At 57.6% G+C, this 17,501-nt stretch carries 18 protein-coding genes; 9 read left to right on the plus strand and 9 right to left on the minus strand.

All coding sequences use genetic code 11. The features are described from left to right. Positions 1-462: 462 nt before the first annotated feature. The 5 genes from hisD to NW839_RS02370 all read right to left on the minus strand — a co-directional run bounded on the left by hisD (position 463) and on the right by NW839_RS02370 (position 5,044). A complete protein-coding gene (hisD, locus tag NW839_RS02350) occupies positions 463-1,776 on the minus strand; it encodes a histidinol dehydrogenase (RefSeq protein WP_414328849.1) in 1,314 nt (437 codons plus the stop codon). Positions 1,777-2,023: 247 nt separating this feature from the next. After that, complete coding sequence (locus NW839_RS02355; protein WP_414350009.1) at positions 2,024-2,767, minus strand: hypothetical protein; 744 nt, start codon at positions 2,765-2,767, stop codon at positions 2,024-2,026. A 115-nt stretch (positions 2,768-2,882) separates the two neighbouring features. Beyond that, the gene (locus NW839_RS02360; RefSeq protein ID WP_414350008.1) at positions 2,883-4,067 is read right to left on the minus strand and encodes an LL-diaminopimelate aminotransferase; all 1,185 of its coding nucleotides are present in this window, start codon (positions 4,065-4,067) and stop codon (positions 2,883-2,885) included. 49 nt (positions 4,068-4,116) lie between these two features. Beyond that, the gene (locus NW839_RS02365) at positions 4,117-4,701 is read right to left on the minus strand and encodes a TolB family protein (protein WP_414380455.1); all 585 of its coding nucleotides are present in this window, start codon (positions 4,699-4,701) and stop codon (positions 4,117-4,119) included. Between the two features lie 58 nt (positions 4,702-4,759). Continuing rightward, positions 4,760-5,044: a DUF427 domain-containing protein gene (locus tag NW839_RS02370; RefSeq protein WP_414328853.1), complete on the minus strand. Its 285-nt coding sequence runs from the start codon at positions 5,042-5,044 to the stop codon at positions 4,760-4,762. Positions 5,045-5,275: 231 nt separating this feature from the next. Here NW839_RS02370 and NW839_RS02375 point away from each other — a divergent pair, with 231 nt between their 5' ends. From NW839_RS02375 to NW839_RS02415, 9 genes are all read left to right on the plus strand, one after another. Beyond that, a complete protein-coding gene (locus NW839_RS02375) occupies positions 5,276-6,685 on the plus strand; it encodes a DUF697 domain-containing protein (RefSeq protein ID WP_414350010.1) in 1,410 nt (469 codons plus the stop codon). A gap of 36 nt (positions 6,686-6,721) precedes the next feature. Further along, positions 6,722-7,486 carry a proteasome-type protease gene (locus tag NW839_RS02380; protein WP_011431739.1) on the plus strand — a complete coding sequence of 255 codons (765 nt, stop codon included), beginning with the start codon at positions 6,722-6,724 and terminating at the stop codon, positions 7,484-7,486. Between the two features lie 52 nt (positions 7,487-7,538). Beyond that, entirely contained in the window at positions 7,539-8,525 is a 987-nt protein-coding gene (gene glyQ, locus NW839_RS02385) for a glycine--tRNA ligase subunit alpha (protein WP_414328660.1), read from the plus strand. 150 nt (positions 8,526-8,675) lie between these two features. Further along, complete coding sequence (locus NW839_RS02390; protein ID WP_011431737.1) at positions 8,676-9,203, plus strand: NYN domain-containing protein; 528 nt, start codon at positions 8,676-8,678, stop codon at positions 9,201-9,203. Between the two features lie 331 nt (positions 9,204-9,534). Beyond that, a complete protein-coding gene (lepA, locus tag NW839_RS02395; protein WP_414350006.1) occupies positions 9,535-11,346 on the plus strand; it encodes a translation elongation factor 4 in 1,812 nt (603 codons plus the stop codon). Further along, the gene (gene yqeK / locus NW839_RS02400; protein ID WP_414380457.1) at positions 11,339-11,974 is read left to right on the plus strand and encodes a bis(5'-nucleosyl)-tetraphosphatase (symmetrical) YqeK; all 636 of its coding nucleotides are present in this window, start codon (positions 11,339-11,341) and stop codon (positions 11,972-11,974) included. The genes lepA and yqeK overlap by 8 nt, the downstream gene beginning before the upstream one ends. Positions 11,975-11,986: 12 nt before the next feature. Further along, a complete protein-coding gene (gene rsfS, locus NW839_RS02405; protein ID WP_011431734.1) occupies positions 11,987-12,358 on the plus strand; it encodes a ribosome silencing factor in 372 nt (123 codons plus the stop codon). A gap of 605 nt (positions 12,359-12,963) precedes the next feature. After that, a complete protein-coding gene (locus tag NW839_RS02410; RefSeq protein ID WP_414350004.1) occupies positions 12,964-13,275 on the plus strand; it encodes a hypothetical protein in 312 nt (103 codons plus the stop codon). Between the two features lie 57 nt (positions 13,276-13,332). Further along, entirely contained in the window at positions 13,333-14,244 is a 912-nt protein-coding gene (locus NW839_RS02415; protein WP_414350003.1) for a histone deacetylase, read from the plus strand. Here NW839_RS02415 and NW839_RS02420 read toward each other — a convergent pair. The 4 genes from NW839_RS02420 to NW839_RS02435 all read right to left on the minus strand — a co-directional run. Then, the gene (locus tag NW839_RS02420) at positions 14,241-15,392 is read right to left on the minus strand and encodes an NAD-dependent epimerase/dehydratase family protein (RefSeq protein WP_414350002.1); all 1,152 of its coding nucleotides are present in this window, start codon (positions 15,390-15,392) and stop codon (positions 14,241-14,243) included. The genes NW839_RS02415 and NW839_RS02420 overlap by 4 nt on opposite strands. Before the next feature lie 92 nt (positions 15,393-15,484). Beyond that, a complete protein-coding gene (locus tag NW839_RS02425; protein WP_414350001.1) occupies positions 15,485-16,423 on the minus strand; it encodes a fused MFS/spermidine synthase in 939 nt (312 codons plus the stop codon). 119 nt (positions 16,424-16,542) lie between these two features. After that, positions 16,543-17,001, minus strand: a complete 459-nt coding sequence (gene speD, locus NW839_RS02430; protein WP_414350000.1) for an adenosylmethionine decarboxylase — start codon at positions 16,999-17,001, stop codon at positions 16,543-16,545. A gap of 96 nt (positions 17,002-17,097) precedes the next feature. Beyond that, positions 17,098-17,501: RNA-guided endonuclease InsQ/TnpB family protein (locus NW839_RS02435; RefSeq protein ID WP_414380459.1), on the minus strand; the 404-nt coding region annotated here is incomplete at its 5' end.

The following is a 17,501-nucleotide window of genomic DNA, read 5'->3' on the forward strand; positions in this document are numbered from 1 at the left end:
CATCAAAGCGCTTTCCTCCCGACACTGACCCTACGGGTACAGTGCGGGGCTCCTGCGATTTCTAGCTGAGGATGGCTTCCAGCTCTGGGGTAAGCTGCCGCACCGAGAACAAGCATTGATATCACAGCGATTGTGTTCCCACCACGCAAAGCGCTCTGCCAAGCGATAGTTATAGTGCTTCCGCAACAACTCTAGCTATTGCTCCATTAGAGCAACTTGGCTAGAGGTAGGGCGTAAGCGATATTGATAGGCAGTTCTCATGATGAGTTTATAAAAGTTCTCATGATGAGCGTATAAAATCCTGCTACGCCGGTCATAGCACCAGTAAGGACGAAGCATCGTGTCCTTGCCTCTCATCCCGACCCTCACCCTGGATAGTGGTGAGTGGATAGTGACTAGCCACTAGTCACTAACAGAGGGTGGGGCTTCCCGGCGGTCTAGCTAACTGCGACCAGGGCTTGATTAGCGCTCCTCCGCCAACCGCACCTGTACCGACTGGCCGTGGGCGGGCAACCCTTCCGCTTGTGTGAGAGCCTGAATGGCGCTGGCCACCTCCCGCAAAGCCGCTGAGCTGTATTGAATCAGACTGGAATGCTTTAGGAAAGTTTCCACCCCCAAAGCCGAGGCATAGCGGGCCGCACCGGCGGTGGGCAAGGTATGGTTGGGGCCAGCCAGGTAATCTCCTACCGCCTCCGGAGTATGGTGGCCCAAGAAAATGGCCCCCGCATGGCGAATGGGATCCAGCAAAGCCCAGGGATCTGCCACCTGCAGTTCCAAATGCTCTGGCGCAAACAGGTTGGACAAAGCCACCGCCGCCGTCAGATCCGGCACCACCGCAATCAGCCCGTAATTCACCACCGACTTTTCCACCATCAGACGGTTGGGATGGGCCTCCATCTGGGTGGCCACCGCCTGCTGCACCTGCTGGGCCAGCTGGAGATCGGTGGTCAGAAGGATGGCCGCCGCCAAGGGATCGTGCTCGGCTTGGGCCAGCAAATCGGCAGCCACATAAAGGGGGTTGGCGCTCTCGTCGGCGATGATCAACACCTCCGATGGCCCGGCCAGCGAGTCGATCCCCACCGTGCCGTACACCAGCTTTTTGGCCAAAGTTACGTAGATGTTGCCGGGGCCGGTGATCACGTCCACCTTGGGGATGGTCTCGGTGCCGTAGGCCAAAGCCCCTATTGCCTGAGCCCCTCCAACGCGATAGATGGTGTGGATGCCTACTTCTTGGGCGGCCACCAAAATGGCCGGGCTAATCCCCTTGCCCCCCGAGCCGTCGGATCCCGGTGGCGTCACCATCACAATCTCGGGCACCCCTGCCACCTGGGCCGGGATGGCGTTCATCAACACCGTGCTGGGATAGGCGGCTCGCCCTCCCGGAATGTAGAGGCCGGCGCGATCCACAGGGCGGTATTGCTTGCCCAAGACGATCTCAGGGCCGGGAAAGCTTACCCAACTGCTGGGCACCCGCTGCCGGTGAAAAGCTTCAATGCGCTGCTTGGCCAGCCGTAGGGCTGAAAGCAACTGCGGAGATACCGCCTGGTAAGCTGCCTCTAGCTCGGCCCCAGACACCTTCAGCTCGGCAACGCTCAGCTCCACCTGGTCGAACTCAGCCGTATAGGTCAGCAGGGCCCGATCCCCCTGACGGCGTACCGCTTGCAGGATCTCCCGCACAGTTGCTTCGCGGTGCAGGTTCTGGTCAGCCTGAGTGCGCTCCGAGATCCGTCTGAGCTCGGCTTCAGCCTCGGCTAGCTGGGTGACGATTCTCAGCATAGCGACTCCTTCGCGTAGAGTGCCGCAACCCCATAGTAACGAGGGATCCGGCGGCATCGCGGTAGCAAAGCGGATCTTTCGCTGGGTCGGCTTGCGGCGACAAGAAGGGACATCCCCAGGCAGGGATCTTGTCTGCACCTGGCGCGATCCGGGTTGATCATGGTCATAGCTTAGCCTGGATTTTCCTCGACCAAGAGCCGGGTAGAGTTCGCCGATAGCCCTACTTAGGAAAAAGCCTGCCCCTTTTTCATAGGCCCAGTTCTGTCGATTTGATCAAGTTGCGAAAATCGTGGATCACCTCCTCACAGCGACGGAAAAAAGCCAGCACCCAATCCCGCAGCACCTTCTGCTGAGATTCGTCCAGTTCCTTGAGGGATCCCCGGTAGTGGATCTGGCCACTGCGCTCAATCTCGAACTGGTTAAGCCATTCTGCTTGGGATCCCTGGCGTTCCACCACTTCCTGCCGTGCTGCCTTCCAATAGTTGACGATCACCGCCTTGCCCAAATAGCCGGTTGTAATCTGGCAGAGGCGATTCAGAGATTGCACGAAGACATCCATCTCCATACGCGGGCCCGCCGCAGGGGCAGAACTGGGCTGGGTAGCGTTCCGGCCTGCCTCCGCCTGGCTGGTCAATAGGCGAAAGGTGGCCAAGCCCTTTGGTGTATCCTGCTGCAGCTCGGCTCGTAGGCGGTTCACGGCCAAGGTGTAAACAGGCATCACCAGCTCGTCATTCACCGCCACCAGCAGCGCCCATTCCGGCCCAAGGGGGTAAACGAAAACCCGCTGCTCGGCAAACTGAAAGTCAAAATAGTCAAGTCCTGGGGGCATGGTCTCCAAAACTTGAAACAGTCCTTCGGTAAGGGCTTGCTGCTGTCGGCTATCCAAATCCTGAAAAGAGCGGTAGAAGAAAGGGCGACCTGCCCGACTCAAGAGCGCCACCCCCATCACCCCACGGATGGACAAAAAACTGTCGAGCGTTTCCTTCTCCATGCCCACTCAACTTGGATAACACTCTTACTCTTATCCTGACTTAGATTGCCCGAGGGTGGGCGAGCACAACCAACCGAGAGCTGGATGCTCGATGTTTGGGATTGATGTTTGGGATTTAGGAAATGCACCGGGACAAAAACGCCTCGATCCGTCCCACCGCCTCCTCCAGACGGGATCCCTCGACCACCAAAGCAAAGCGGACATAGCCTTCCCCACTGGGGCCAAAGCCAGAACCCGGAGACAGGGCAACCCCTGTGGCTCTCACCAAGTCCAAACAAAACTGGGCAGAAGAGCCGCGATAAAACTCCGGCAGAGGCGCCCACAGATACATGGTGGCCTCCGGCAAAGGCACAGGCCAACCGATGCGGTGTAGAGCCGCCACAGCTATATCCCGTCGCTCTCGGTACACCTGCCGCCAGCGCTCCAAAAAACTATCGGGAACTGCCAAAGCCGCTGCTGCCCCCCGCAGAATGCCCTGGTATTGGTGGAAGTCGATGGTGGATTTCACCCACCGCAGGGCTCGGATCAGCTCCCGGCTGCCAATGGCGTAGGCTACCCGGAATCCCCCCATGTGATAGGACTTGGAGAGAGAAAAAAACTCGATGGTGCGGGTTTTATCGGGATCCGCCTGCAGCGCAGAAGGGGCCACCTGGCCGTCGAAACGCCAGTCCACATAGGGAAAATCGTGGGCCAGAACGATGTCGTGCTGTTGACAGAATTGTAGGGTTTCCTGCCAAAACTCCGGGGTGACGGTGGCAGTGGTGGGGTTGTGGGGGTAGTTCAACACCAGCAGCCGCGCCTGCCGGCAGATCGCTGCCGGGATCCGATCCCACTGGGGCAAGAAGCGGTTTTCCGCCCGCAGGGGCAGGTAGTAGGGGATCCCGCCCGCCAGATGGATCCCGCCCGCATGAGAGGGATAGGCCGGATCCGCAACCAAAGCAACATCGCCGGGGTTGAGCAGGGCCAGGGGCAAGAGGGCCGTTCCCTGCTGGGATCCGATCAACGGCAGCACCTCTGTTTCCGGATCGATCTCCAGGCCGAACTTGCCCCTGTACCACTTGGCGCAGGCAGACCGAAAGTCCGCCGTGTCGTGAAACAGCGTGTAGCCATAGGTAGAGGGATCCGACAGAGCCGATTGGATGGCCGCCAAGGAGTCTGAAGGGGGAAAGAGATCGGAGGATCCCAGAGACAGATCGATCACATCCAGGCCAGAGCGACGAGCCTCTCGCTTGGCTCGATCCATTTGGTCAAACACATTGCCGCCGAGGGGCTGAAGTCGCTGGGCGAGGGGAATCGACATGCAACAACTCTTGCAAAGCAGGGGGGTCTATCCTAGCTTGAGGATCCCCTCAGGGATTGTCGCCAGAAGTGGGGGAAGAGGGTGAGGTTGGGCGCGTGCTGGCTGCCGGCCCCCGGTCGAAAATCTCGATGTGCCACTGCCCTTGGCCGTTGCTCTCGAAGGCGATAAACCGGCCATCGCCGCTGATGGTGGGGTTGCGCACATCTCCTGGCACCCGGCTGCTGATGTTTTCTATCCTGCGAGTTTCCCGGTCGTAGAGGAAGATCTCAGACTTGCCCAGAGCATTGGACACGTAGACGATGTAGCGGCCATCAGCGCTGATGTCGGGCGAGGTGGCCGCCACGTCGCTGGAGTTGAGGCCGGGCAGATCCACCAAGCGACGTTCCACCGTGTCGTAGAGAAAAATATCCTGGCTGCCGCTGCGGGCCGAGGAAAACACCAGGTAGCGGCCATCTCCGTTGAAAGCAGGCTCCCCATCGGGGAAGATGCTGTTGAGGCCACTGTTGGTCAGGCTGGGACGCGGGGTGCGAAAACCTGCGGGGCTGCAGCCCAACAGCACCAAGCTCAATCCGGCCAGGCCCAGCTTTCTCGCCCACCGGGCCGCGCCAAACAGGATCCGGCCATTGGTCAGCATGGCATCGCCTCTCCAACCCACTCTTCCCATCATACCCGGTTGACAAACTCGGCTCCGGCTAGGGCTCCACCTTGACACCCTTCCAGAAGGCCACATAGCCCCGGATGTTGGCCGCAGCGGGTTTGGGATCCGGGTAGTACCAGGCGGCATCTTTGTTCTCCTGGCCGTTGACCACGAGGGTGTAGTAGCTGGCCTCCCCCTTCCAGGGGCAGGTGGTGTGGGTAGAGCTGGGCTGGAAGTATTCCCGGCGCAGAGATTCCGGCGGAAAATAGATGTTGCCTTCTACGGTTTCGTAGCGGTCTGTCTCCGCCACCACTACCCCATTCCAGATAGCCCTGGGCATGGAAAACCTCCTCTTGCCAAGTTTTGGATATCGGATTTTTGAGTTGCGGATCCCGGCGGCTGAGGCCGCCTTGCTTTGAGCTTAACTCTTCCCTTCCTCTTATGATCGTCTTGTATTGTCCCTTGTATTGTCCGATGAGAAGCTCTCTGTCCGGTGGGGAAGCCTGCCGATCCCGAGAGCAAAGTGGAGTCTTTTAAGGGCTGCTTCCTACCGCTATTGAGCGCTACGGCCATGGCTCGCCGCAACACCCTACAAGATGACCTCAACTACCAACAAGCCAAGCGCAGCCTGCGCCAGTGGGTGGCCCAACTGGATCTGCGCCCCCAAGAGGTCGCGGGCTTAGAAGGGGAGTTGGAGAGCTTGCAAGCGCTCTTGGACAAGCTGGAAACCGAGGTCATCCACATCGCCGCCTTTGGTCTGGTGGGGCGAGGCAAGTCTTCCCTGCTCAATGCCCTGCTGGGCGAGCCAGTCTTTGAGACGGGGCCCACCCATGGCATCACCCGTACCCAGCAAGCGGCAACTTGGAACATCAGCTGGGAAACCCGCCCCCAGTCCTCCTTATCTGGCACATCCCTGCAGGGATCCCGCCTCCCCCCTTCCTCGGTGCAGTCGGTACAGGTCGCCCATTGGCAGGGATCCCGTCTGGAGCTGATCGACACTCCCGGCCTGGATGAAGTAGACGGCGAAGAGCGGGCGCGGCTGGCCCGAGAAGTGGCGCAGCGGGCGGATTTGATCCTGTTTGTCGTCTGCGGGGATCTGACGCGGGTGGAGTTTGAGGCTCTGGCCACCCTGCGGGAGGCGGGCAAGCCTATGCTGCTGGTGTTCAACAAGATCGACCAGTACCCAGAGGCAGATCGCCAGGCCATTTACGACAAGATCCGCAACGAACGGGTGCGGCAGCTCCTTTCTCCCAACGAGATCGTCATGGTGGCGGCCTCCCCTCGCGTACCCCGCCTGGTGCAAAGGCCGGATGGGAGCTTTGCTGCCCAGATGGAAGTGGGATCCCCGCAGGTGGATGAGCTGCGCCTGAAAATCCTGGAAGTCCTGCATCGGGAGGGGCGTTCGCTGCTGGCCTTGAATGCCCTCCTGTTTGCCGATCGGGTTAACCAGCAGGTAATTGAGCGCAAGCTGCAAACCCGTGCCCAGCAAGCCCAAGACCTCATCGCCTCAGCCGCCCGCACCAAAGCGCTGGCGGTTGCCCTCAACCCCATCACCCTGCTCGATACCTTGGGAGGGCTGGCCATCGATGTCACCCTGATCCTGCGCCTGGCCCGCCTGTACGGCTGGCCCATGAGCACTGCAGGAGCCACACAACTGCTGCAGAAGATCATCCTCAGCATGCTCAGCCTGGGCGCCGGCGAGTGGGTGGCGCTGTTGGGCCTGGGATCCCTGAAAACCTTGCTGGGGGGATTCTCTCTGGGAGCCTACGGTTCCGTGGCCCTGACGCAGGCGGTGTTGGCCGGGTTTTCCTGCTATGCCATCGGCGAGTCCGCCCGCCGCTACCTGGCCCAGGGAGCCAGTTGGGGGCCAGAGGGCCCCAAAGCCGCCATAGCCCAGATTTTGGCCGATTTGGACGAAGCCTCGATTACCGCCCGCCTGCGAGAGGAAATCCGCCACAAAATCGGATTTGCTTTCCCCTGACCCTCTACAATCAAAAAGCCGAGCCGCGTCGTCCTCATGACCTACTGCCTTGGCATCATCACCCGCTTTGGCTTGGTGATGGCGGCAGATTCCCGCACCAACGCCGGGGTGGACTACGTCTCCACCTATCAAAAGCTGTTCGATTTTTCCGTGCCCGAAGAGCGGGTGATCTTGATCTGCACCTCCGGCAACCTGTCCATCACCCAGGGCGTTTTGACCGAAGTACAGCGGGATCTGCGCCAACAGGAAAGTTCCAATCTCCACACCTTCCCCCATCTCTACGACGTGGCCCGCTACCTGGGATCCAAGATTCGTTACATCCAGGAGCAAGACCGACCCTGGCTGGAAAAGGACGGTATCGACGCCCAGTGCAGCCTGTTGTTGGGGGGACAGATCCGAGGCGAGGAGCCGGCCCTCTTTTTGATCTACAGCCAGGGCAACTGCATCCAGGCCACCCCGGAAACCCCTTTTTTGCAGGTGGGGGAAACCAAATACGGCAAGCCAATCTTGGATCGCACCCTCTCCTACGAAACCTCGCTAGCAGATGCGGCCAAATGCGCTCTCCTCTCCATTGACTCCACCATGAAATCCAACATCTCCGTCGGCCCCCCCATCGATTTGGTGATGGTGCAAGCGGATCAGTTCAAGGTCACCCACCGTCTGCGCCTGCGCACCGGGGATCCCTACCTGGCCAAGATGCGCAAACTGTGGGAGAGCGCCCTCAAACAAGCCTTCGACCAAATGCCCCCCATCGAGTGGGACTACTCGGATCCAGCTGATCGGGAAGAGCTGCTCGACTGAGAGGAGGAGATTGGTAGGATAGGGGTTAATCCATCTCTGCCCAACCCCTGCCATGTCAGCCCACACCTTTCAAGACTTGATCTTTCGCCTGCAACAGTTTTGGGGGGAGCAGGGCTGCTTGATCCTACAACCCTACGACCTGGAAAAAGGCGCCGGCACCATGAGCCCCCACACGTTTTTGCGCGCCTTGGGGCCGGATCCCTGGCGAGTGGCCTATGTCGAACCCTGTCGCCGCCCCACCGATGGACGCTACGGTCAAAACCCCAATCGCCTGCAGCACTATTTTCAATACCAAGTGTTGATCAAGCCCTCCCCCGATGACATTCAAGATGTGTACCTAAATAGCCTGCAAGCTTTGGGCGTGAACCCGGCAGAACACGATGTTCGCTTTGTGGAAGATGATTGGGAATCTCCCACCTTGGGGGCTTGGGGCGTGGGCTGGGAAGTGTGGCTGGACGGCATGGAAGTAACCCAGTTCACCTACTTTCAGCAGGTGGGCGGACAAGATTGTCGCCCGGTTTCTGTAGAAATTACCTATGGGCTAGAGCGCCTGGCCATGTATCTGCAGGGGGTGGATTCGGTTTTCGATCTCTGCTGGAATGAGCATCCTTCTCTGGGACGGATTACCTATGGACAAATCTATTTCCAAAATGAGGTCGAGCAATCTTATTACAACTTCGAGTATTCCGATCCGGAGATGCTACTGGAATTGTTCCGGCTCTACGAAGCCGAGGCCAAGCGTTTGATCGAAACCACCCAACAGAAACTGCAGAAACAGGTGTTGCCGGATCGGTTGGCCGTGTCTCTGCTCCTGCCCGCCTACGACTATGTGCTCAAGTGCTCCCACACCTTTAACCTGCTCGACGCTCGTGGTGTCATTGCTGTAGCCGAGCGCACCCTCTACATTGGGCGCATCCGTAACCTGGCTCGACAATTGGCGGAGCTGTACGTTAGCCAAGCCGATCGACCGGGATCCAGCTATGCCCTGCGGCAACCGGAACCCGCTTTGGTTTACAGGGGTGCCTCTCCCCAGAGTTAATTCTTGAGAAAGGGATCCCACCTTTGGCTATGATGAGAGATTGGTGTCAGCAAGGTGCTGGCTGCCCAAATGGCTCTTGTGGAAAGTCAGTGACCTCGTTTTCATCCTCTTTTTCTGACCAGTTCACCTTACTTTTTTCGGAAAAGCTTTATGTTTTACCATCATCCCGTCACTCGGGTTTCCATCTTTATTGATGGCAATAATATGTTTTATGCTCAACAGAAAAATGGCTGGTTTTTCGACCCACGCCGGGTGCTGGATTATTTTGTTAGATCACAGCCGAATGTTGAATTGGTCAACGCCTTTTGGTACACCGGCATCAAGGATCCCCATGATCAGAGGGCCTTTCGAGACGCTCTGATCAGCATGGGCTTCACTGTGCGCACCAAGATCCTCAAAGAATATCGAGATGAAGACTCCGGTCGGTACTCCCAAAAAGCAAATCTGGATATCGAAATAGTAATCGATATGTTCAACACCGTTGGCCAGTACGATAGGATCATTCTATTTAGCGGCGATGGAGATTTTGAGCGGGCCGTCGAGCTGTTGCGTTCCAAAAACACGCTGATTACAGTTGTCTCCACCGAAGGGATGATCGCCCGCGAGCTGCGCAACGCCACCGACCGCTACATCGACCTCAATGACATTCGCCCCTACATTGAGAAGTTAGACAAGTAGTGCTTTGGGCAGGGTTCTGGACTGCTTCCTCTGCCGTCGGGTCAGACCCATAGCCTCCTGGCGAGCTGGCGACAACACCGCCTAAGTTCGTTCTGGCTTTTTCCATCTTCACGGATCCCATCCCTGCCACACAAGCGGCACGTCTGTTGTACCGGCTCTAGTCAGCGCTGCCGGAAAGGAGCTGTCCCGGCCAATTCCAGTAGGGTGCTCTGGTGTCCGGCAGAAGGGCTGTGTCTTCTCCCCTTGGCAGCCAACTTCTGGGCAACCTCAGTTCAGGCAGGGGAGCAGAGAGGCTAGCATTGTAAAAAATCTTTGCCCTGATCAGGTTTTTATGACCGGCGTTCCTGTCTCCCGCATTCGCAACTTTTCCATCATCGCCCACATCGACCACGGCAAATCCACCCTCGCCGATCGCCTCCTGCAGGAAACGGGCACCGTTTCAGCCCGCGAGATGAAGCCACAACTGCTGGACAGCATGGAACTGGAGCGGGAACGGGGCATTACCATCAAGCTGCAAGCGGCCCGCATGAACTACCGTGCCCAAGACGGCCAAGATTATGTTTTGAACCTGATCGACACGCCAGGGCATGTGGACTTCACCTACGAAGTCTCCCGCTCCCTGGCCGCCTGTGAAGGGGCGCTGCTGGTGGTGGATGCCTCTCAAGGGGTGGAGGCCCAAACCCTGGCCAACGTCTACCTGGCCCTGGAGAACAACCTGGAAATTATTCCGGTGATCAACAAAATCGACCTGCCGGGGGCCGAGCCGGAGCGGGTGATTGCCGAGATTGAGCAGGTGATCGGCCTTGATTGCAGCGGGGCAATCCTCGCCTCTGCCAAGGTGGGTATTGGCATTCAAGAGATTCTGGAGGCCATTGTGCAGCGGGTGCCGCCCCCACGGGATACGGTGGCGGAGCCCCTGCGGGCCTTGATTTTCGATAGCTACTACGACGCCTATCGCGGCGTGATCGTCTATGTGCGCATCATGGACGGGGAGGTAAAAACGGGGGACAAGATTTGCTTTATGGCCTCTGGCCGAGAATACGAGATTACCGAGCTGGGGGTGATGCGTCCCAACCAAGAGCCGGTGGATGCCCTACATGCGGGCGAGGTGGGCTACATGGCCGCCGCCATCAAGAGCGTGGAACACGCCCGTGTTGGGGATACCATCACACTGGTGAATCGCAAAGCTCCTGAGCCCCTGCCCGGCTACAAAGAAGCCAAGCCGATGGTGTTTTGTGGCCTGTTCCCCAGCAGCTCCGATCAGTACGCCGAACTCAAAGAGGCTCTGGAAAAGCTCAAGCTCAACGATGCTGCCCTGTACTTTGAGCCAGAAATTTCCAGCGCCATGGGCTTCGGCTTCCGCTGTGGTTTTCTGGGCCTGCTGCACATGGAGGTGGTTCAGGAACGCCTAGAGCGGGAGTACAATCTCGATCTGGTGATCACAGCTCCGACGGTGGTGTACCAAGTTACCCTCAACAACGGCTCTGTGATTCGGGTGGACAATCCCAGCAAGCTGCCTCCCCCCAACGAGCGCACCAGCATTGAGGAGCCGATTGTCAGGGTAGAGGTGATTCTTCCTGAGGAATTTGTCGGTACCGTGATGGAGCTGTGTGAGACCAAACGCGGCACTTTTAAAGACATGAAATATCTGGCGCAGGGTCGGACTACGCTGGTGTATGAGCTGCCCCTGGCGGAAGTGGTCACCGACTTTTTCGACCAATTGAAATCACGCACTCGTGGTTATGCCAGCATGGACTACCAAATGATTGGCTATCGCGCCGATGATTTGGTGCGTTTGGACATTTTGATCAACGGCGATGTGGTGGATTCTCTATCCACGATTGTGCATCGGGATAAAGCTTTTTATGTAGGCCGTTCCCTAGTTGCCAAGTTACGGGAGCTGATCCCACGCCATCAATTTGAAGTGCCCATTCAGGCGGCAATTGGCTCTAAAGTGATTGCTCGTGAAACCATACCAGCCCTGCGCAAAAACGTCTTGGCCAAATGCTACGGAGGAGATGTGACCCGCAAACGCAAGCTTTTGGAAAAACAAAAAGAGGGGAAAAAACGCATGAAGGCGGTGGGAACGGTGGATGTGCCCCAAGAAGCGTTTATGGCCGTGCTGAAGCTGCAGAATGACTAGGGCCATGGGCACTCAACTGGGGCGGGAAGAGGTGTTGGCCTGGCTACAGGAGCGGGTGTCTCCTCCTCGCCTCCGCCATATCTTGGGGGTAGAGGGGATGGCCCGACAGCTGGCGGCCCACTACGGGCTGGATGAGCAGAAAGCTGCTTGGGCAGGGCTGATGCACGACTTGGCCAAGGCTTTCCCGCCGGAGCAACTGTTGCAAAGGGTGGCTCAGGAACGGGAGCTGGATGAAATTGAGCGGGCCGAACCTCACATCCTGCACGCTGAGGTGGGATCCCTGGTGGCGCGGGAGCAGTTTCAGGTACAGGACCCGGAGATTTTGGCGGCCATTGCCAACCACACGCTAGGGCAGCCCAGCATGGATCCGCTCAGTTGCGTGGTTTTCGTGGCCGATGCCCTGGAGCCGAATCGGGGCAACAGCCCAGAATTGGAGCGGTTGCGGCAGATGGCTTTTGTAGATTTGTCTAAAACCGTAGTGGGAGTATGTGACTTGAGCCTAAAATTTTTGCTAGACCGGAATCAGGTGGTTCATCCGCGCACACTCATGACTCGGAATCATTTTTTGTTACATCCTTTAGAAAAAGCTGTGTCTCAAGTTAGCTCAGTCGTTTCAGGAGGGTTTTAGTTGCTACATCTCATGCCTGCCCCTGCTGGGGATCCCATCTATTGCATGGCGCTGAGTGCAGCTCGCGCGGCAGAAGAGAAAAAAGGTGGCGATATCGTTCTGCTGGATGTATCCCAAGTCTCCACTTTGGCAGATTACTTTCTTCTGGTCAGCGGCTACTCGCTTACGCAAGTCCGCGCCATTGCCCGAGCAATTGAGGAAAAGGTTTGGGACGAGTGGAAACAAACTCCGCGCCGCATCGAAGGGCAGGAATCGGCCTCTTGGATACTGATCGACTATGCCGATCTCATTGTCCATGTGATTATGCAACAGGAAAGGGACTACTATGACCTAGAGTCTTTCTGGATCCAGGCTCAGCGAGTCGATCTGCCCATAGCAGGCTAAATCTATTTGTTTTGGATCCCTGGATTTGGCAGTTCTTCAGAGCTTGGAGCCAAGGGAAGAGTTGCTCTTTACAACTCTTTAACTGCCTTCCAGGGCCTCCTTGACAGACAGAAGTTTTAGTCAATTGTCAAGAAATATGTAAGTTTCTTAATATTCCCGCAATTTCTTACACAGTCACGTGTTAGGGTAGTGAATGACAAATAGCTGAGTAAGATCTTCCTGCCTTTTGCAGTCGAGTTTCTATAGTCTTTGTTAAACGCTCTACCTTGTTTCTCTTGAACGCTGATAATTCTTCGTTGGTACTGAATACCAGCAAAAAGATTTTCCAGCTGCTGATGGCTCCTATTGGCTGCTTTCAGCGGCAAGTGGAAAGGCAAACGAGGCGAATAGAGGAGGCAAGGATTGGCTGCACAAGAGGATCTTACGAACGAAACCGCAACTTCTTCCCGACGGCAGACTTAACTGCAACCGGCTTAAATGGTCGGCTTGTAGGCAAAATCCGGTGCCAAAAGCAGCGGAGGAAGATGGGGAAGCAGCGTTTTTTGTTTAATGTCTGTTTTTAAGAGCGACAGGGATTTTTAGGAGGGACATTCATCATGGAAAAGATGTTGGTTAATATTGTTGAGTACCTGGCATTGGGAGAACTGGAAACTATCCTCTCCACTGAGCACCCCCATCAACAGGTGTTTCATGACGCTAGGGAGCGGGAAGCGATGATGCAGCAGATCCTAAACCGGGTCCCCGCCATCTACATGTGGCTGGCTGCCGATGAGTGTCCCAGCCGCGATCAACTCAATTCCTCTGAGCTGGAATTGCTGCGGTCCGTAGTGCGGGATGTGGTCAATCAAAAACTCCAACAAGCCTCTTTTGGCCTTGACCCCTATGCGGGATCCATGTCAGAGGTCTTCTACGGATAGAGGGGGCGGGCTTAAGCTACACTGCAAAGGCGTTGCCTTAGCTTGTTGCCTCTGCCCATGTTGCCTGTTTACTATTCCGATATTTTCCTCAGCCACGATACTGGGCCATTTCACCCCGAGCGTCCGGCTCGCTTGCAGTCCATTGTTAAGGCGCTGCGTGGTGCCCCTTTTGCCAACCAGTTGGAATGGCGGGATCCCCCCTTGGCGGAGCTGGCAGAGCTGGAGCGAGTACACTCGCGTCGGCACATTCAACAGGTGGCTGAGTTGGCAACAGCAGGTGGGGGACACATTGATGCCGACACTGCTCTCTCGGAGAGAAGTTTTGAAGCGGCGCGCCTGGCTGTGGGAGCTTGGATTGCCGGCTCTGCCTCGGTTTTGACCACCGCTCAGCCAGCGCTGGTGCTGTGTCGTCCGCCTGGGCATCACGCAGAGCCAGAACGGGCAATGGGGTTTTGTTTATTCAGCAACGCAGCCATTGCGGCGCTGTGGGCGCTGGATCAGCCGGGGGTGAAGCGGGTGGCGATTTTCGATTGGGATGTTCACCACGGCAACGGCACGCAGGCGGTGGTGGAGCGCTATCCCCAACTGGCCTATGCCTCCATCCATCAGTTTCCCCTCTACCCCGGCACCGGCTCCGCTCGCGAAACCGGGATCCACGGCAACCTCTGCAACGTGCCTTTGCCTGCTGGCTCGGATTGGTTGGCCTACAAAAAGGCCCTCGACGAGAAGATCTTGCCGTTCTTGCAAGCGTTCCAGCCGGATTTGCTGCTGGTGAGCGCCGGCTTCGACTGTGCCAAAGGGGATCCCCTGGCCGGTATGCAGCTAGAGCCGGAAGCCTTTGGCCGCATGGCCCGCCTTTGCCTGGAGCAGGTGACCCGCAAAACCCTCTTCGGCTTGGAAGGCGGCTATAACCTGGACAACCTGGCGCGCGGCTGGCTGAGCCTGGCCCAAGCTTGCCTGGAGAGTTAACCTTTCCACTTCACCTTGGGTAAAATCTGCCGCACATCCACCCGATCCTTGTACTTGAGAGCAAAGTTGAGCAGCGAATCCAAGAGGGAATCGGACAGATAGTGGGGCTGGAGGCCCAGGTCTAGGAGCTTGGTGTTTTTGGCGTTGTAGTAGTGCTCTTCCAGCTCGACGCGGGGGTTCTCCAGGTGGTTGATTTCCACCTTCAGGCCCATGGTGGCTCCCGCCTTTTGCACCAGCAACGCCAGTTGCTCAACACTAAATTGCTCTGTGAACTGGTTCATCACCCGGAATTGGCCCGGCTCGGCAGGGTGAGCAATGGCCAGCTCCACGCAGCGCACCGTGTCGCGGATATCCAGGAAACCGCGGGTCTGGCCGCCCTTGCCATACACTGTCAGCGGATGGCCCACGGCCGCTTGAATGCAGAAGCGGTTCAGAGCTGTGCCGAATACGCCATCGTAATCGAGACGGTTGATCAGCACCTCGTCCATGCCGGTTTCTTCTGTGAGCACGCCGTATACCACCCCTTGGTTGAGGTCGGTGGCCCGCAGGCCCCACACGCGGCAGGCGAAGTGGATGTTGTGGCTGTCGTGTACTTTGGAGAGGTGATACATGGATCCCGGCTGCTTGGGGTAGGGCAGGGTATCCTTGCGGCCATTGTGCTCGATGGTGATGTACCCCTCCTCAATGTCGATGTTGGGGGTGCCGTACTCACCCATGGTGCCCAGCTTCACCAGGTGGCAATCGGGAAATTCCTCTTTGATGGCGTAGAGGATGTTCAAGGTGCCCACCACGTTGTTCACCTGGGTCATTACCGCGTGTTCGCGGCTGATCATCGAGTAAGGGGCAGAGCGCTGCTCGCCAAAGTGAACAATGGCCTCCGGCGGGAAGCGGCGCATGCAGGAGATCAGGGCTTCGTAGTTGGTAACGTCGCAGACAAAGATGGGAATGTCCTTGCCGGTTAGCCCCTTCCAGCGATCCACCCGTTGCTCTAGCTGGGCAATGGGGGTCAGGGTAGAAACCCCCAGTTGCAGATCCCAGAGGCGGCGGACGTAGGAATCGAGAATGGCCACCTCATAACCCCTGTTGGATAGGTATAGGGCCGTCGCCCAGCCACAGTATCCGTCACCACCAATAACCAAGACTCTCATTAGGGAAGCAAAATTCGGCTGCAGACGAATCTACCAAGTTATGGCACCAAAGACAAACTCTCCTGGGATCCCTTTGAGCGCTGCATGGCTCCTCATTCGATGCGAGGCGGGTTATCCAGGGTATAAACCACAGTCTCGGCGGCAATGGCGCGGCGCAGGTGAGCTGGGACTTGGTAGAGGCCCAGAAGGGTGATGCCATCGATGAATTGCAGTGCCCCTCGCTCGGGATCCAACTGTTGGCTCAGAATCTGGTCGATCTGCTCCGGTTCTGGCCTGGGGGAGATGGGATCCTGAGCTGCCAGGGCAAAACCCAGCGGGCCACCGTAGGTGGGGGCATAGATGGAGTAGGGCTGCACAGCGGCAAACACCGTTTTCAGGGTGCGAACAATGCGGGTGTGTTGATGAAGCTCAACCGGCCCCGTCGGCCCGGCTTGGATGGTGAAAGCCCCATCTGGCTGCAACTTGGAGCGGATCTGGCGGAAAAACTCCTGGGTGAAGAGGCGGTAGGCAGGGCCGGACTCAATGGGATCGGAGAGATCAGAAAGGATCACATCCCAAATGGGGCCTGTTTCTTGGAGAAAATCCAAGGCATCGGCAATCACCACCTCCACCCGCGGATCTTCAAAGGATCCCTGGTGCATTTCCGGCAGGTGCTCTCGGCAGGCTGCCACCACCTCCCCATCGATGTCCACCATCACCACCTGCTCCACCGAGCGCCAACGCAGCACCTCCCGCAGCGTTGCCCCTTCTGCCCCCCCCAACACCAGTACCCGCCGGGGGATCCCGCCCGCTTGGACAACCTGCACCATAGCCGGATGAACCAAAGCCTCGTGGTACAGAAACTCATCCACGGTAGTGGATTGCCAATGCCCATCCAGCATCAGACCCTTGCCGAAGGCCCCCGTCTCGGCGATCAGCATCTCCTGGAAAGGGGTTTTTCGGTAGGCCAAGATGCGCGTGACGGCACGGGCGGTGTAGTCCCAAGGGGTAAAGTACTCCTGAACCCAGAAGAAACTTCTCGGGCTGCTCATAAGCACCTCGCTACAGCTTTTTCCAGCAACATAGACTGACCTCTGGGGTGAATCGGATCCCACCCAGCCTACAGATGGCCCCCATGACAGTTTGGAAAAAGCTGCGATTGGCGAAGATCTCAGCGCCTTCGTCGGGTCGCTTCACAGGTGAGCACCTCAGCCGAGTCTGGGGCCTCTTCCAGGAGTGTCGGTTGCGCGGTGCGGCGGGGCACCTTGCGCAGGGAATATCGTCGCGCTTGAAACACGTCGATCAGATATTCACAGGCCGCTTCCGGTCGGGTGTGGCGACCACAGGTGAACACATCCACCGCCGCGTAGCCCGCTTCGGGCCAGGTGTGAATGGAGATGTGGGATTCCCCCAAAAGAGCGAGGGCTGTAATCCCCTGTGGCTCAAATGAATGGCACAGCTCTCCCAAAAAGGTGGAGTTGGAGCGTCTCGCTGCCTCCCGCAAAGCCTGTTGCACCAGAGAGGCATCATCCAAAAGTTTGGCCGGGCAGTCGTAAAGCTCCAGGATACAGTGGATCCCGATCAGAGCTGGAGACCTATCCCCTAATTGGCCAGATAGTGTGTGCAGCATACTATCCCCTAATTGGCCAGATAGAACAGATTAGAACCAGAGGCTGCACAGAAAGCGCAGCTTTACCATTGTCTCACAATTGTCATACTCCCCTGGCTAAAGGCAGGGGATTCTGGTTCCTGGTTCTGCGACAGCACTTACCATGTTGGGTTGCCCCTCCACAGCAGCGGTGCTCATCGCGGCAGCGGGCCGTAGGCCTTTCTCCCCAAGCGTTCCCCCTTTCGGGGCGGTTCCCTTATGTCCTAAGGTACCGTTGTTCCACTCCTCACCCAACAGCTCCAACCCTTTGCGCAGGATGTTGATGGCCGCATTCTCATCCCGGTCGATCACCACCCCACACTGCGGGCATTGATGGGTGCGAGTGGACAGCGTCTTCTTCACCCGGTGGCCACACCGAGAACAGTCCTGACTGGTGTACTGGGGCGGCACGGCCACCACCACCTTGTTGAAGACCTTCCCGTAGGAGTCCAGCCACCCGGTGAATAAACTCCACCCGGCAT

The sequence above is a fragment of the Synechococcus sp. R5-15 genome (assembly GCF_047462035.1).
GTDB lineage: Bacteria > Cyanobacteriota > Cyanobacteriia > Thermostichales > Thermostichaceae > Thermostichus.